We start from the raw sequence: 16,314 nt of genomic DNA on the forward strand, positions 1-16,314 counted from the left end.
GGGGTCAACCCTGATGCCCGGCGGGGGCCGGACGTGTGACGATCGGGGGTATGTCAGCGAGCAGCGCCCCGGCCGGGGCGCACACCGGACCGCCGGGCGGCGCGGCGCGCAGCACGGGCGCCGGGGCCGCGGGGGCGGGGACGACCGGGGGCGCCACGGGCAAGGGGCCCGGCGCGCGCTCCGGCGCGGGCGGCGGCCCCTCGGGCGCGTCCTTCCTCAACCCGCCCGACCCCGCCGCCGCCCCGCGCCGCCTCTACCGCAGCTCCGAGGGCCGCTGGGTCGGCGGCGTCGCGCGCGGCCTGGCCGGGCACCTCGGGCTGCCGGTCCTGTGGGTCCGCGTGCTCTTCCTGACCCTCTCCTCCTTCAACGGCATCGGCGTGCTGCTCTACGCCGTGTTCTGGTTCTTCGTCCCGCTCGGTGTCGGCGGCGTCGCGGAGGCCAAGGAGCCGCGCGACGCCCGCTCCTGGCTGGCCGGCCGCCGCCCCGACAAGGGCCAGGTCATCGCGCTGATCGCGCTCGCGGTCGGCACGGTCGTGCTGATCGACAACCTCAACCTCGGTGTCGCCAACCGCGCGGTGTGGCCGCTGCTGGTCATCGGCCTGGGCGCCGCCCTGGTGTGGCGGCAGGCGGACAACGCGCGCAAGGCCCGCTGGGTCGAGATGAGCCACGGCAAGCGCTTCTGGCCGCTGGTACGGGCCGCGGGCGGCATCGTCCTGGTCGTCGCGGGCGTGACCGGCTTCATCGTGGTGCGCGGCTCCGGCAGCCACCTCGGCGCGATCCTGCAGGCCGCGCTCGCCGTGCTGGTCGGCGTCGCGCTGATCGCGGGCCCGTACCTGGTGCGGATGACGCAGGATCTGTCGGCGGAGCGGCTGGCCCGTATCCGGGCGCAGGAGCGCGCCGAGGTCGCCGCGCACGTCCACGACTCGGTGCTGCACACGCTGACGCTGATCCAGCGCAACGCGGACGACCCGCGCGAGGTGTCCCGGCTGGCCCGCGCGCAGGAGCGCGAGCTGCGGGCGTGGCTCTACCGCCCCGAGGGCACCGGCCGCGACGACGAGCCGACGACGCTCGCCGACGCCGTACGCGCCGCCGCGGCCGAGGTCGAGGACGCGCACGGGGTGCCGGTCGAGGTGGTGTGCGTCGGCGACTGCCCGCTCGACGACCGCCTCGTGGCGACGATGCAGGCCGCGCGCGAGGCCATGGTCAACGCGGCCAAGTACGGTGGCGGCGGGGCCGTGCAGGTCTACGCGGAGGTCGAGGACGGCAGGGTCTTCGTGTCGGTGCGCGACCACGGGCCGGGTTTCGACATCGACGCGGTGCCGGAGGACCGGATGGGCGTCAGGGAATCGATCATCGGCCGGATGCGGCGCAACGGGGGCGAGGCGCGGCTGCGCCCCGCGCCGGGCGGCGGCACGGAAGTCGAACTGGAGATGGAGAGGGCCACGACATGACGGACACCGAGGGCGGCGCGCGCCGCCACGTACGGGTGGTGCTGGTGGACGACCACCGGATGTTCCGCACCGGCGTGCAGGCGGAGATCGGCGCGACCGACGAGACGGGCGTGGAGGTCGTCGGCGAGGCGGCCGACGTCGACCAGGCGGTCGCCGTCGTCACCGCGACCCGCCCGGAGGTCGTCCTGCTCGACGTCCACCTCCCCGGCGGCGGCGGCGTCGAGGTCCTGCGCCGCTGCGCGACCCTCGCCGCGGATCCCGACCAGCCCGTGCGCTTCCTCGCGCTGTCCGTCTCCGACGCGGCCGAGGACGTCATCGGCGTCATCCGCGGCGGCGCCCGCGGCTACGTCACCAAGACCATCACCGGCCCCGACCTCATCGACTCCATCTTCCGCGTCCGCGACGGCGACGCCGTCTTCTCCCCCCGCCTGGCCGGCTTCGTCCTCGACGCCTTCGCCTCCACCGACGCCCCACCCGTCGACGAGGACCTCGACCGCCTCACCCAGCGCGAACGCGAGGTCCTCCGCCTCATCGCCCGCGGCTACGCGTACAAGGAGATCGCCAAGCAGCTCTTCATCTCGGTGAAGACCGTCGAATCCCACGTCTCCGCGGTCCTGCGCAAACTCCAGCTCTCCAACCGCCACGAACTCACCCGCTGGGCAACGGCCCGCCGGCTGGTCTGAACGCGGGCGCACTCGGGGGTCCTGAGGTAAAGGATTTGCTACACTCTCGGCGTGGACGAGTGGGAAATCCGGGTCACCAATGAGCTGTTGGCCTGGATCAAGTCGCTGGACGAGGCGTCCCGTGCGCAGGTCGTCGATGCGGTGGACCGCCTTGCCGAAGCCGGGCCCGGCCTGGGGCGTCCGCTGGTCGATCGCGTGACGGGCTCCGACGTCCACAACATGAAGGAGTTACGCCCGGGCTCGGCCGGGCGGTCGGAGATCCGGGTCCTCTTCGTCTTCGATCCGTGGCGGTCGGCGATCCTGTTGGTGGGCGGCGACAAGTCGGGCGAATGGGCGAGGTGGTACCGCCACGCGATTCCGCGAGCCGAAGAACTGTACGAGGATTACCTCAAGGAGCGGCTGGCCGAGGAGGAGTCATCATGACGGACTTTCCCAAGTGGAGCGACGTCCGCGCCGGGGTCGTCGCCGACGCGGGGGGTGAGGAGGCCGTGGCCGAGGCCCGGCGGCGGAACCAGGCGTATGTCGACGGTCACCGCCTCGCCGAGCGCCGCACCGCCCTGGGGCTTTCGCAGAGCGACGTCGCAGCCCGGATGGCGGTCACGAAGAGCCGTGTGTCGCAGATCGAGCGCGGGGAGGTGTCGACCGTCGAGGTCATCGCCCGCTACGTCGAGGCGCTCGGCGGCACGCTCCAGGTGGCCGCGGTCTTCGGGGACGACCACTACATCCTGCGCGGCGCGGACACGCACGCCGCCTGAGCCGCGCCGGCGCAGGCGGCGAACGGCAGCCCGGAGGGCGCGCCCTCCGGGTCGGGGGCGCTACAGGCCGGAGCCGCCCGTTGCGTCGATGACGCGGCCGGTGACCCAGCGGGCGTCGTCGGAGGCGAGGAAGGCGACGACGTCGGCGACGTCCTCGGGTTGGCCGACGCGGCCGAGGGCGGAGAGGGCGGCGGCTTCGGCCTCGGCTTGCGGATTGCCGCGGAGCCAGGACGCGTTGATGTCGGTGTGGATGATGCCGGGGGCCACGGAGTTGGCGGTGATGCCGCGCGGGCCGAGTTCCTTGGCGAGGTTGAGGGTGAAGGTGTCGAGGGCGCCCTTCGTGGCCGCGTAGGCGATGATGCGCGGCAGGGCGATGCGGGAGGCGCCGCTGGAGACGTTGACGATCCGGCCGCCGTCGCGCAGCCGCGACAGCGCCTCCTTGACGATGAAGAAGGGCGCGCGGACGTTCACCGCGTAGACCTTGTCGAAGGTCTCCTCGTCGATGCCGGCCAGCTCGCTGTCGTAGCCGACCCCCGCGTTGTTGACGATGATGTCGACCGCGGAGCTGTCCGCGTACGCGCGTATCCCCTCGTCGAACGCCGCCCACAGCCGGGCCGCGTCGCCGTGCGTGCCCAGCTCCGCGTGCAGCGCGAACGCCCGGCCGCCGTCCTTCGCGATGCGCGCGACGACCTCGCGCGCGGCCGTCTCGTCGCGTGCGTAGCCGACCGCGACGGTCGCGCCGTCCCGGCCGAGCCGCTCCGCGATGGCCCGGCCGATTCCCCTGCTGCCGCCCGTGACCAGCGCGATCTTGCCTTCGACCGTCATGGGACCCCTCCTGGTGCTCGGTATTTGTTGAGCGATGACTCAACAAATGGACGACGCCGACGCTAGCACGCTTTTTGAGCGAACGCTCTAGAATGAGGGGCGTGAGCGACACGACACCCCCCAGGCGCGGCCGCCCCCGCGGCTTCGACCGCGACGAGGCGCTCGCCGCGGCGACCCGGCTGTTCTGGGAGCGCGGCTACGAGGCCACCTCCATCGGCGACCTGACGGAGGCCATGGGCATCAGGCCGGGCAGCCTCTACGCCGCCTTCGGCGACAAGAAGGCCCTCTTCCGCGAGGTCGTCCGGGTGTACGGAAGCACCCCCACCGGCGCCTTCCTCGGCCGCGCGCTCGCCGAGGAGCCCACCGGCCGCGCCGCCGTCGCCCGCATGCTGCGCGAGGCGGCCGCCAACTACGCGTGCTCCAGCCACCCCGCGGGCTGTCTGACGATCAGCGCCGCCACCAACGTCAGCCCGCAGGACGCCGAGGTGCAGGACTTCCTGTGCGGGCTGCGCACCGCCAACATCGATGCCTTCGAGGCCCGGCTGCGCGACGCCGGGCAGGCCGGGGAGCTGCCCGCGGGGGCCGACGCCCGGTCGCTCGCCGCCTACTTCGCCGCCGTCCTCCAGGGCATGTCGCAGCGCGCCCGCGACGGCGCCACCGCGCAGGAGCTGGCCGCGACGGCCGAACTGGCCCTGGCCGCCTGGCCGGAGCCCGTCTCGTCCCGGAAGACGGGTGCAGCGGGCGGGAGTTAATGCCCTGGACATTTCCGGGCGAAATTTGGCACGGTGGGCGGCGGTCGGCCGCGTCCGAGCGCGTCGGTGGGCCGCCGCACCCTTCCGCCGTACCCCTGCGCCTTTCGGAGGCCCACCGTGCCCGTTCCCCGTCTCACCCCCGAGGCTGCCGCGTACTACTCGACGCAGAGCCCGACGTCCGACCCCGGCGCGTACGCCGGGCTCCTCGCAGACCTGCCGCGCGACGTCGGCGGGCTCGCCCGGGTCGTACGGGGGCTGATGATCCACCGCGCCGAGGGCGGGCAGTGGGGCGTACCCATCGCCGACGACCGGATGCGCGACGACGCCGAGACGCGCTACGTCGACGACATCCTCGGGCTCGTCGCCGCCCGCGACCCCGGGCCGCTCACCGGCCGCCGCGCGTGGTCGGACCGCTTCGTCGGCATCTGCCGGGATTTCACGCTGCTGCACGTCGCCCTGCTGCGCCACTTCGGCATACCCGCCCGGCTGCGCTCGGGCTTCGCCACGTACTTTTCCGACAAGGGCTTCCACTGGGACCACGTCGCCACCGAGTACTGGGACGCCGAGCGCGGCTGGCTGCTGGCCGACGCGCAGATCACCGACCCCGAGCACTACGCGTACGGCTTCGACCCGATGGACATCCCGCGCGACCGCTTCATCGTCGCCGGCCAGGCCTGGCAGGCGATCCGCGCGGGCGACGCCGACCCGCTGAGCTTCGGCCTCGACCTGGAGGACACCCCGATGCTCGGCAAGCGCTTCGTCGCGGGCAACATCCGCTACGACCTCTCGGCGCTCAACAAGGTCGAGACGCTGCTGTGGGACGTCTGGGGCGCGGGCTCCGGGACGAGCGCCGAGACGTTCATGGACGAGGAATTCCCCGCGGAGCTGGACCCGCTCTACGACCGCGCCGCCGCCGTGACGGCCGGCCCCGACCCGGATTTCGCGGCCGTCCGCGACCTCTTCGCCACGGAGGACGGGCTCCGCACCCCGCAGACCGTGCGCTCGCTCGCCCCGCTGCGCGGCCCCGCCACGGTCACCCTGCGCTGAAAGCCGGCGGATTTCTCCGCAGCGTCCCCTTCCCGGCGGATCCCACCCTTTGCCGCCTTCGCCGGGAAGGGTATTCGAGAGCGCTCGAAGTCCCTGCGCATGCGGGATGAAACTTTTCCCGGACGATCACCCTGTTTCGGGCGTGGGCCAGGGTGATCGCCCCTCTCCAGCACCTTTCTTCCCTCAGTGCTCCATAGTTTCAGCGCATGGAATTAAGGCTTCCATCTTCTTTTGTTAATGTGGAATGAACCCTACCGGGGGTGTTTCTCGCGGCTAATTGCAAACGGCAAAGTTTGTATTGACGGTGCCTCGTCGGCGGTGTTTCCCTTGCTCCGTTTGTAAATTCGCAGCGCTCATTGGGTGGGTATTGTGAAACGGAGTGCAACAGGCCGCCGCCGGCCGGTGGCGGGCAGGCTCGGACCGGTGGTCGCGGTGCTCGCCGCGGCCGGGCTGCTGTCGGTGCTGCCGGCGGTCGGCGGCGCGCCCGCCGTGGCCGACAGCGGGCAGAAGGCCGCGGCCGGGAGCGGCGCGGCGGCGAGGACCGCGTCGCAGCGGGCCGCGCAGAGCGGCAAGCGCGTCGAGGTCACCGAGGACAGAACCGAGTTCGCCACCGTCTACGCGAATCCGGACGGCTACACGTACACCCAGGAGACCTCCGCCGTACCGGTGCGGGTGCACACCGCGTCCGGCGGCTGGACGCGGCCGGACGCCACGCTGGTACGGCGCCCGGACGGCAGCGTCGGGCCCAAGGCCGCGATGGTGGACCTGGCCTTCTCCGGCGGCGGTTCGGCGCGGATGGTGACGATCGGCAGCCAGGGCAAGGACATCTCCCTGACCTGGCCCGGTACGCTCCCGAAGCCCGTGCTCGACGGCGACAGCGCCGTCTACCCGGAGGTGCTGCCGGGGGTGGACCTGCGGCTGACGGCGTCGGTGCAGGGCTACCGCGAGGTGCTGGTGGTCAAGACCCCGCAGGCCGCCGCGAACGCCGACCTCAAGCGGCTCGCCTTCGGCGTGCGCAGCAGCGGCCTGAACGTCGCCCCGCTGGCGGGCGGCGGCCTCGCGGGCGTGGACGACAACGGCACGCAGCTCTTCACCGCGCCGCCCGCCCAGATGTGGGACTCCCACGGCACCGGGCCCGCCGCGCAGGCCGGGACGCCGCAGGCGGCCGCCCGGACCCTGTCCGCCACCCCGGCGACGCAGAAAGCCGCGCCGCAAGCCACGCAAGAGGCCACGCAGCAAGCCGCCCCCGCCGACCCGCCGCCCGACTCCGCCGTGGACGGCCCGGCGCCCGGCGCGGGCGCGGTCGACCTCCCCGTCACCGTGTCCGCCGGCGCGCTGGCCCTCACGCCCGACGCGCACCTGCTCGCGCAGACCGACCCGGCCGCGTACCCGCTCTACATCGACCCCAACATCAGCCTCTCCTCCGGCTCGCCCGAGCGCACCCTGCTGCGCAGCGACGGCTACGACGACTACGCCTGGGCCAACGGCACCAACGGCGAGGGCGACGGCAAGTGCGGCAGCTGGAACGGCTACTACTGCGGGCCCGGCTACGTGCAGAAGCTGTACTTCCAGTTCACGCCCGGCAATCTCAAGGGCAAGCAGGTGCTGTCGGCGACCTTCCGGGTGACGTCCCCGTGGGCCTTCCAGTGCGCGGCCCGGCAGACCGACCTGGTGCGCACCAACAACATCTCGTCCTCCACGACCTGGGCCACCCGCCCCAAGGAACTGGACTGGATGGTCGACGAGTCCTTCTCGGCGGGCCGCGGCTCGTCCTGCGACCCGGACACCCCGGACGCGCCGATCGAGTTCAAGGACAACCCGGCGGAGTCGGACGAGAACCTCACCCCGACGGTGCGGGACTTCGCGGCGGGCAAGTTCGCCAAGCTCACCCTGGAGCTGCGGGCGCACGACGAGGGCGACACCTCGGCGTGGAAGCGCTTCAAGAACGACGCGACGCTCACCGTCACGTACGTGGGCCTGCCCGTGCCGCCCACCTACGCGGGCATCCAGGAGGGCAGCGGCATCTCCTGCGAGCCCAGCGCCTCCGCGCCGGACGTCGTCGCCGACCCGCACCCGCAGCTGACCGCGCGGCCCCAGGTCGCGTCGGGCGGCACCTCGGCGGGCGCGCCCGCCAAGCTGCGGGTGGACTTCCAGATGCAGGCGCAGTCGGCGTCCGGCACCTGGTCGGTGGTCACCGAACCGATCAGACCCATGGCACCGGACTTCGCGGGCGCGAACTCCACCGTCTCGACCCCGACCCCGGTCACCCTCACCGAGGGCACGCTCTACCGGCTGGCGGCCTCCACCTGGTCCTACGAGGACAACCAGAGCACGCACATCAACTCCCACAGCACCGTGACCACGCACGGCTGGTGCTACTTCAAGGTCGACACCACCGCGCCGAAGCCGCCGCAGGTGACCTTCGGCGGCCCGTACACCCCGTGCACCACCAACGACTGCCAGGCGGCGGGCGGTCCCGGCCAGGCGGGCGCCTTCACCTTCGCCGCGGCCTCCGGTGACAAGGTGTCGGGCTTCCAGTACAAGCTGGCCAGCGGCGGCTGGTCGTCGACGATCAGCGGCGCGGGCCCGGTGACGGTGCACATCACCCCGCAGCTCACCGGCACCCAGCAGCTCCAGGTGCGCGCCAAGGACGACGTGGGCACCGGCCGGTGGGGCGCGCAGACCATCGTGTCGTTCAAGGTCGCCGAGGGCGCCGACGCGATCGGCCGCTGGCACTTCGACGACGGGGCCCCGGGCAGCGGCACGGTGGTCGCCGCCGACAGCGCGATGGAGGCCGGTGCCCGGCACCCGGCGACGCTGCGCAACGCGGGCGCCGGCTGGTCGAGCCTGGCCCGGCGCGGCGACGCCGACCGGTCGCTGTGGCTCAACGACACCACCGCGGCCGCCCAGCAGACCGGCTACGCCGACACCGCGGGCCCGGTGGTGAACACGCAGGACTCCTTCACCGTCTCCGCGTGGGTGCGGCTCTCCGACACCGACAACTACCACACCGTGCTGTCGCAGACCTCCAGCGACAAGAGCAGCTTCACGCTGCGCTACTCGCCGGGCGTGCACCGCTGGGTCTTCCTGTGGACCTGGCCGTCCGGCGGCAAGGTGACCTGGCTCGGCGCGAACGGCCTCACCGACGTCGTGCCGAACGAGTGGACCTCCGTGGCCGCGTCGTACGACGCGACCGCGGGCACCATCGCGCTGTACGTCAACGGGGTGCCGCAGGGCGCGCCGGTCGCGCTGCCCGCCGGGGCGAAGGCGGGCGCGAGCGACGGGCCGCTGGAGTTCGGCCGCTACAACGACCCCAACAAGGCGGCCTGGACGGAATATTGGAAGGGCCGGATCGACGAGGTCGAGGTGTGGCAGCGCGCGCTCACGCCCGAGGAGATCGCGCTGGACGCGCGGCTGCTGGACGAGAACGGCAAACCCGCCGTGGAGAACGTCGGCTACTGGTCGCCCGACCCCGCGGCCACCGGCACCGCCGACCTGGCCGACGCGGGCAGCGGCTACGGCCGGGCGCTGGCCCTGCAGAACGGTGCCTCCGTCGCCGACGGCGCGCTCGTGCTGGACGGTGTCAACGACGCGGCCGCCACGCCGCAGCCGCTGGTGGACGAGACCGGCTCGTTCACCGTCACCACCAGCGTCCAGATCGACCAGGACGCGATGCTCGCCAAGCCGGACGGCTACACCGCGCAGGTCGTCGGCCAGCGGTCGGCGGACGGCTCGTCGTGGGGCGTGTGGTACCAGCTCACCGGGCGGACCACGGCACTGGACGACGACCTGAACGTCATCACCGTGCCGACCAGCCGGTGGCTGTTCGGCCGGATCAACGCGGACGGCAGCTTCTCCGGCGCCGCCTCGGCCGTCGAGGTCGGGGCCGGCGACATCGGCGACACCTCCAACGGCGAGGGCGCGGTCCGGGTGACCGGTGTGTACGACGCGCAGGACGGCACCGGCACCGCGACCCTCTACCTCGGGGAGAGCGGCCAGGAGACCCAGGCGTACACCGCGCAGCCCGGCATCGCGAGCTTCACGGTCGGCGACGGCTACGTGGCCGGCGTCTGGGGCCACTACCTGCCCGCCCGCGTCGGGGAGGTCCGGGTCTGGACGGGCGCGATGAGCGACCCCGACCAGATCGGCTCCGTCATCGGCGACTGACCGCACGCGCGGCGACCGGGCGGCCCGCACCCGCGTCCCGCCCGGTTCGTCCGCTCCACCTGATCCACCTCTCGTCCGCACCACCGCTCCACCCCACCGCGGCCGGCACCGGCTTCTCCCCGTGCCGGCCGCGGTCAGGTCCGCGTGCCCGCACGCGGTTCGTCCAGGAAGGGATTCCGTGAGATCACCGAATGGCCCCCGGGGGCCGCGCCGTTCGGCGTGGTGGCGGGGCAGCACGATATGCGCGGTGCTCGCCGCGGCCGTCGTCGTGCCGATGCTGGGGCTGAACGCCGCCCCCGCGGCGGCGGACGCCGGACCGCTCGGCCGCAGCGCGGTGCCGAAGCCGCACAGCACGAAGACCCACCCCGTCGCGCTGGGCGCCCAGCAGCAGCGCGACGCCTTCGCCCGGCAGCGCAAGGCCGACGACACGCAGGCCGCCCGCGCCCTGACCCAGCAGCACGCGTCCTGGCCCGCGGGCGGTACGGGCACGGTCGCGGTCCGCGCGGCCGGCGGGCACGCCGCCGCCGCGGCGGCCGGCGGACTGCCCGTCGCCGTCACCGCCGCGGGGGCCGCCGCCGGCGCCCCGCAGGCGGCCACCGTCACGGTCGCCGACCGGGCGGCCACCCGGGCCGCGGGCGTCACCGGCGTCCTGCTCTCGGTCACCGGGCAGGGGACCACCCGGCCGGACGGGGTCCAGGTCGGCTACGGGGGCTTCGCCTCCGCGTACGGCGGCGGCTGGTCCGGACGGCTGCGGCTCGTGCGGCTGCCGGCCTGCGCGCTGACCACCCCGCAGCAGCCGCAGTGCCGTACGCAGACGCCGCTGGACGACACCAACGACGTGGCCGCGCAGACCGTCTCGGCGGCGCTGCCGCGGACCGCCGCCGCGGCCGCGCCGACCGTGCTCGCGCTCACGGCGGACGGCACCGGCGGCGAGGCCACCGACGGGGCGGGCGACTACTCCGCCACGAAGCTGGAGCCGTCCGCGACCTGGACAGCGGGCGACTCGTCCGGGTCCTACTCCTGGTCGTACGCCATGGACGTGCCCTCCGCGCCCGCAGGACCGGCGCCCTCGCTGTCGCTGGCCTACGACTCGGGCAGCATCGACGGGCAGATCGCGACCAGCAACAACCAGGGCTCCCAGGTCGGCGCGGGCTTCACCGACACCGCCGAGTCCTACATCGGCCGCAACTACGGCTCCTGCGACGAGGACGGCCAGAGCAAGGTCTACGACCTGTGCTGGAAGTACGACAACGCCTCGCTCGTCCTCAACGGCCGGGCCACCGAGCTGGTCAAGGACGACACGACCGGCACCTGGCGGCTCGCCGACGACGACGCCTCCACCGTCACCCACTCCACCGGCGCCGACAACGGCGACCAGGGCGACAGTGTGGACGGCGCGGGCGAGTACTGGACGGTGACGACCGGCGACGGCACGAAGTACGTCTTCGGCCAGAACAAGCTGCCCGGCGCCGGCACCCAGCGCACCAACTCGGTCTGGACGGTGCCGGTCTTCGGCGACGACTCCGGCGAGCCCGGCTACGCCAAGGGCAGCGCGTTCGCCGACCGCTGGTACCAGCAGGCCTGGCGGTGGAACCTGGACTACGTCGTGGACACGCACGGCAACGCCGAGACGTACTGGTACACCCCGGAGACCAACTCCTACAAGAAGGACAAGGCCACCACCGCCAACGCCACCTACACCCGCGGCGGCTACCTCGACCACATCCTCTACGGGCAGCGGTCCGACACCCTCTTCACCGCCACCGCCCCCTACCAGGTGCACTTCGGCTACGCCGAGCGCTGCCTGGCCGCCGACTGCTCCAGCCTGACCGAGAAGACCGCGCAGAGCTGGCCCGACGTGCCCTTCGACCAGATCTGCGCCGCGAACGCCTCCGACACCGCGTGCAAGGCGGTCGCCCCGTCCTTCTTCACCCGCAAGCGGCTGACGCAGGTGCAGACGTCGGTGTGGTCGGGCAGCGGCACCACCTACACGCCCGTCGACACCTGGGCGCTCACGCACAAGTACCTGGACCCGGGCGACATCGGCGACAGCTCCGACCAGTCGCTCGTCCTCGACACCCTCACCCGTACCGGCAACAGCGCGGGCAACGTCGCCCTCAAGCCGGTGTCCTTCACCTACCAGCAGCTGCCCAACCGGGTGGACGCCACCGACAACGTCCTGCCGCTGTCGCGTCCGCGGCTGGAGGGCATCACCTCGGAGACGGGCGCGGTCACCACCGTCACCATGTCCACGGCGGACGACTGCGTCCGCGGGTCGAAGATGCCGGCCGCCGAGGACGACGACACCATGGCGTGCTACCCGGTCTACTGGCACGTCAACGGCGCCACGGACGCCTCGGTGGACTGGTTCCACAAATACCGTGTGCTGTCGGTCAGCACCGCGGACCCGACCGGCAACAACGAGCCGGAGGAGCACTCCTACGAATACGCCGACCCCGCGTGGCACCACGACGACAGCCCGCTGACCCCCGAGGACGAGCGCACCTGGTCGATCTGGCGCGGCTACCGCACCGTCACCGACTACCTCGGCACGGGGGCGGGCCGGGAGAAGACCGTCACCACCTACTTCCAGGGCATGGACGGCGACAAGCGGAAGTCCGGCGCCGCCCGCTCGGCCACGGTCACGGGCCAGCCGGTCGCCGGCCTGAGCATCCCCGCGGTCACCGACGCCGACCAGTACGCGGGCTTCACCCGTGAGTCCGTCACCTACGACGGCGCCACCGCGATCTCCGCGACCGTCAACGACCCGTGGTCGGCGCGGACGGCGACGCAGCACAAGTCGTACGCCGACACCGAGGCCTACTACGTCCGCACCGGCAAGACGTACGACTACACCTGGCTCACCGCACGGTCGGCGTGGCGCTCCACCTCCACCGCGACCACGTACGACTCCTACGGCATGGCCGTCAGCGAGGACGACGCGGGCGACACCGCCAAGAGCGGCGACGAGACCTGCACCCGCACCTGGTACGCCCGCAACCCCGGCGCCGGCCTGACGGCGCTGGTGTCCAGGACCCGTACCGTCGGCAAGCCGTGCGGCACCGCCGACAGCGCCCTGGCGCTGCCCGCGAACAGCAGCACGCCCGGCGACGTGCTCTCCGACACCGCCACCGTCTACGACACCCCGTCCGCCACCACCTGGACCTCCGCCCAGACCCCCACCAAGGGCGACGGCACCTGGACCGGCCGCGCCTCGGCGTATCCGGCGACCGCCGACAGCAACGGCGACCGCAAGCCCACGAGCTGGCAGACCGTCACCAAGACCGCCTTCGACACGCTGGGCCGCGCCACGTCCTCGACCGACGCCGCCGGGCACACCGACACCACCGCCTACACGCCGTCAGGCGCGGGGGTCCCGACCCAGACCGTCGAGACCAACGCGGCCAAGCAGTCCACCGTCACCGTCCTGGAGCGGCTGCGCGGCCAGAAGACGCAAATCTACGACGCCAACGGCAAGCTCACCGAGCTGACCTACGACGGCCTCGGCCGGCTCACCGGCGTCTGGCTGCCCAACCGCAGCAAGGGCGGCGGCGAGAGCGCCAACACCACCTACACCTACCACGTCGACAACGCGACCCAGTCGTACGTCGCCACCTCCACCCTGGGGCTCAACAACACCCGCAGCACCAGCTACGACATCTACGACGCGCTGCTGCGGCCGGTCCAGAAGCAGACCCCGACGCCGATCGGCGGCCGGCTGCTCACCGACACCCGCTACGACTCGCGCGGCCTGGTCACCGCCACCTACGCCGACACCTACGACAGCTCCACGGCGCCCACCGGCACCTACGACCGGGGCGAGTACGGCGGCACGCCCACCCAGCACCAGTTCACCTTCGACGCGGCCGGCCGCACCACGGCCGACCAGCTGCTGGTCTACGGCGTGCCGAAGTGGACCACCACCACCAGCTACACCGGTGACTCCACGGCCGTCAGCGCGCCCGCCGGCGGCTCGGCCACCCGTACCGTGACCGACGCGCTCGGGCGGACCACGCAGCTGCGCGAATACTCCGGCGGCTCCTACTCCGACGCCGACTACGGCGGCACCGCGCCGCTGCCCGCGCACACCACGACCGCGTACACCTACGGCGCCGACGACCGCAAGCTCACCGTGACCGGGCCCGACAAGGCCGTGTGGTCGTGGGGCTACGACCTCTTCGGCCGCCAGACGTCGGCGACCGACCCGGACGCCGGGACCACCACGACGACCTACACCGCGGTCGACAACGTCGACACGGACACCGACGCCGAGGGCCGTACGCAGCTGTTCGGCTACGACGCGATCGGCCGCAGGACCGGCCTGTGGCAGACCGACCGCAGCGACGCCAACCGGCTGGCGAGCTGGACCTACGACACCGTCGCCAAGGGCCAGCCGGCGACCTCGACCCGCTACGACGGCGGCAGGCAGTACACCGACGCGGTCACGTCGTACGACAGCCTCTACCACGTCACCGGCAGCACCGTGAGCCTGGACCCGACCGATCCCCTGGTCACCTCCGGGGCGGCGCAGGCCGCCTACAGCTTCGCCGCGAGCTACAACGTCGACGGCAGCCTCGCCTGGAGCCGCGAACCGGCCGTCGCCGGGCTCCCGCAGGAGGACGTCAGCTACACCTACACCCCGACCGGGAACGTCGACACGGTGGTCGGCAAGTCCGGCTACGTGCTGGACACCGCCTACTCGCAGACCGCCCGGCCGGAGCAGCTGACCCTCGGGGTCTCCCCCTCGCCGACCGTCAAGCAGGCGTACCTCGACAACGAGTGGGAGGAGGGCACCGGCAGGCTGCTGCGCAGCTACGTCACCGACGACACGCACGCGTGGATGCCGATGGACCTGCACTACAGCTACGACGCCGCCGGCGACGTCACGAAGATCAGCAACCCCGCCACCCTCGGCGGCACCACCACCGCCGACACCCAGTGCTTCGGCTACGACGGCTACCAGCGGCTGACCAGCGCCTGGACCCCGGCCGGCGGCGACTGCACCTCGGGCACGGCCGCCACCGCCGGACTCGGCGGACCGGCGCCGTACAGCAGCAGCTACGCCTACACCGACGGCGGGCTGCGCACCAGCGACACCGAGCGCACCGCGGCGGGCAGCACCGGCACCACCACCTACTGCTACGGCAAGCCGAGCCAGCCGCACACCCTGACCAGCACCGTCACCAGCGGCAGCTGCACGGGCGCGGCCGACACGTACACCTACGACAAGGACGGCAACACCCTCACCCGCCCTGTCGCGGGCACCGCCGGGCAGTCGCTCACCTGGAACACCGAGGGCGACCTCGCCACCTCCGCCGAGGGCACCGACGCGGCGGGCTACCTCTACGACGCCGACGACGACCTGCTCGTCCGCCACGCCACCAGCGGTGACGGGGAGAGCGTGCTCTACCTCGGCGCCACCGAACTGCACTCCCGCAAGGGCGCCGACGGCAAGGCCACGACCTGGGGCGTACGGCAGTACACCGAGGGCGCGGACGGCCAGGTCGTCGCGGAGCGCACCACCGAGCCGGGGGTGCCGCAGCTGAGCTGGATCGCCTCCGACGACCACGGCACCGCGGGCATCGCCCTGGACGGCACCACCCAGGCCGTCAGCACGCGCTACACCACGCCGTTCGGCTCCTCGCGCGGCAGCAGCCCCGCGAACTGGCCGGACGACAAGGGCTTCCTCGGCGCCCCGGCCGACCCCGGCAGCGGCCTCACCCAGGTCGGCGACCGGCAGTACGACCCGCTCACCGGCCGCTTCCTGAGCACCGACCCGAAACTGGAGACGGACAAACCCCAGACCCTCAACGGCTACGCGTACGGCGCGGACAACCCCGTCACCTTCGCCGACCCCACCGGCGACGGCCTGGCCTGCGGCTTCGGCGACGAGCCGGCCTGCCCGCACACCCCGAGCAAGGGCAAGGGCGACGGCGGCGACCACCGCACCCAGAAGGAGAAGGAGCAGGACGCCCGGAGCCACAAGGGCGCGACCCACACCGCCACCAGCGCCTCCTACCACACCAAGGGCAGCAACAGCGGCGGCAGTTCCGTCGACAGCAAGACGCAGGACTGGCTGCGCAAGAACCTCGGGTACACCGGCGGCGGCAACCTGGACGACAAGACGTTCCGGAACTGGATGGACAGCGCGGGCGGCAAGTATTCGGCGCAGATCCAGCAGTTCGGCAAGTGCCTGGACGGCGGCAGTTCGGCGGCGCAGTGCAAGGACGCCGTCAAGATGCCGCACAAGAACGACGTCGCGGACAAGCTCAACGCGGCGTCCAACGCGGCCATCGCGGTGGCCGCCGGAGGGCTGCTCTTCTGCTCGATCGTGGGCCCCGAGGGCGGCGCGGCGTGCGGCGCGACGGCCATCGCCGTCTACACCGGCATCCAGATCGTGGCCAACGGCTACCAGGCGTACTACAACTGCCGTAACGGATTCGGCACCGCGTGTGTGAAGTCCTCCGTGCAGGCGCTGCTCATCTTCACCGGCATCGGATTCGCCCCCAAACTGGCGGCGACACCCGTCGGGAAGGTGGCGAACAAGATAGGGACCTCGGTGGCCGGCGGCGTCGTCAAGGGGGTCGGCGGGGTCGCGAAGGGACTCAAGAAACTCGGTGGGCTCTTCGGATGA

At 72.7% G+C, this 16,314-nt stretch carries 9 protein-coding genes; 8 read left to right on the forward strand and 1 reads right to left on the reverse strand.

Annotation, left to right across the window (positions count from 1 at the left end; genetic code table 11):
• Positions 1–50 precede the first annotated feature (50 nt).
• Genes ACH4SL_RS16925 through ACH4SL_RS16940 form a run of 4 tightly spaced genes read left to right on the forward strand, consistent with a single transcriptional unit; the run spans position 51 to position 2,889 of the window.
• Positions 51–1,451 (forward strand): PspC domain-containing protein, encoded by a 1,401-nt coding sequence (locus ACH4SL_RS16925; protein ID WP_398446020.1) that lies wholly within the window; start codon positions 51–53, stop codon positions 1,449–1,451.
• Complete coding sequence (locus ACH4SL_RS16930) at positions 1,448–2,134, forward strand: LuxR C-terminal-related transcriptional regulator (RefSeq protein WP_398446022.1); 687 nt, start codon at positions 1,448–1,450, stop codon at positions 2,132–2,134. Before ACH4SL_RS16925 ends, ACH4SL_RS16930 begins: the two co-directional genes overlap by 4 nt.
• A gap of 51 nt (positions 2,135–2,185) precedes the next feature.
• A complete protein-coding gene (locus ACH4SL_RS16935) occupies positions 2,186–2,557 on the forward strand; it encodes a type II toxin-antitoxin system RelE/ParE family toxin (RefSeq protein ID WP_398446024.1) in 372 nt (123 codons plus the stop codon).
• Positions 2,554–2,889: a helix-turn-helix domain-containing protein gene (locus tag ACH4SL_RS16940; protein WP_398446026.1), complete on the forward strand. Its 336-nt coding sequence runs from the start codon at positions 2,554–2,556 to the stop codon at positions 2,887–2,889. The genes ACH4SL_RS16935 and ACH4SL_RS16940 overlap by 4 nt, the downstream gene beginning before the upstream one ends.
• Before the next feature lie 60 nt (positions 2,890–2,949).
• Here ACH4SL_RS16940 and ACH4SL_RS16945 read toward each other — a convergent pair whose 3' ends face one another.
• Positions 2,950–3,714, reverse strand: a complete 765-nt coding sequence (locus tag ACH4SL_RS16945; protein ID WP_398446028.1) for an SDR family oxidoreductase — start codon at positions 3,712–3,714, stop codon at positions 2,950–2,952.
• A gap of 101 nt (positions 3,715–3,815) precedes the next feature.
• Here ACH4SL_RS16945 and ACH4SL_RS16950 point away from each other — a divergent pair, with 101 nt between their 5' ends.
• The 4 genes from ACH4SL_RS16950 (at position 3,816) to ACH4SL_RS16965 (ending at position 16,314) form a co-directional block, all read left to right on the forward strand.
• Positions 3,816–4,466, forward strand: a complete 651-nt coding sequence (locus ACH4SL_RS16950) for a TetR/AcrR family transcriptional regulator (protein ID WP_398446030.1) — start codon at positions 3,816–3,818, stop codon at positions 4,464–4,466.
• A gap of 117 nt (positions 4,467–4,583) precedes the next feature.
• Complete coding sequence (locus tag ACH4SL_RS16955) at positions 4,584–5,513, forward strand: transglutaminase-like domain-containing protein (RefSeq protein WP_398446032.1); 930 nt, start codon at positions 4,584–4,586, stop codon at positions 5,511–5,513.
• Positions 5,514–5,936: 423 nt separating this feature from the next.
• On the forward strand, positions 5,937–9,680 hold the full coding sequence (locus ACH4SL_RS16960; RefSeq protein ID WP_398446034.1) for a LamG-like jellyroll fold domain-containing protein: 3,744 nt from the start codon (positions 5,937–5,939) through the stop codon (positions 9,678–9,680).
• A gap of 247 nt (positions 9,681–9,927) precedes the next feature.
• A complete protein-coding gene (locus tag ACH4SL_RS16965; protein WP_398446036.1) occupies positions 9,928–16,314 on the forward strand; it encodes an RHS repeat-associated core domain-containing protein in 6,387 nt (2,128 codons plus the stop codon).

It is taken from the genome of Streptomyces sp. NPDC021020 (assembly GCF_044333285.1).
In the GTDB taxonomy this organism is placed as follows: domain Bacteria; phylum Actinomycetota; class Actinomycetes; order Streptomycetales; family Streptomycetaceae; genus Actinacidiphila.

Bases quoted from the DNA above. Each gene is read 5' to 3' on its own strand.
- ACH4SL_RS16940 (WP_398446026.1), top strand. From the start codon at position 2,554: ATGACGGACTTTCCCAAGTGGAGCGACGTCCGCGCCGGGGTCGTCGCC.
- ACH4SL_RS16925 (WP_398446020.1), top strand. From the start codon at position 51: ATGTCAGCGAGCAGCGCCCCGGCCGGGGCGCACACCGGACCGCCGGGC.
- ACH4SL_RS16945 (WP_398446028.1), bottom strand. From the start codon at position 3,714: ATGACGGTCGAAGGCAAGATCGCGCTGGTCACGGGCGGCAGCAGGGGA.
- ACH4SL_RS16930 (WP_398446022.1), top strand. From the start codon at position 1,448: ATGACGGACACCGAGGGCGGCGCGCGCCGCCACGTACGGGTGGTGCTG.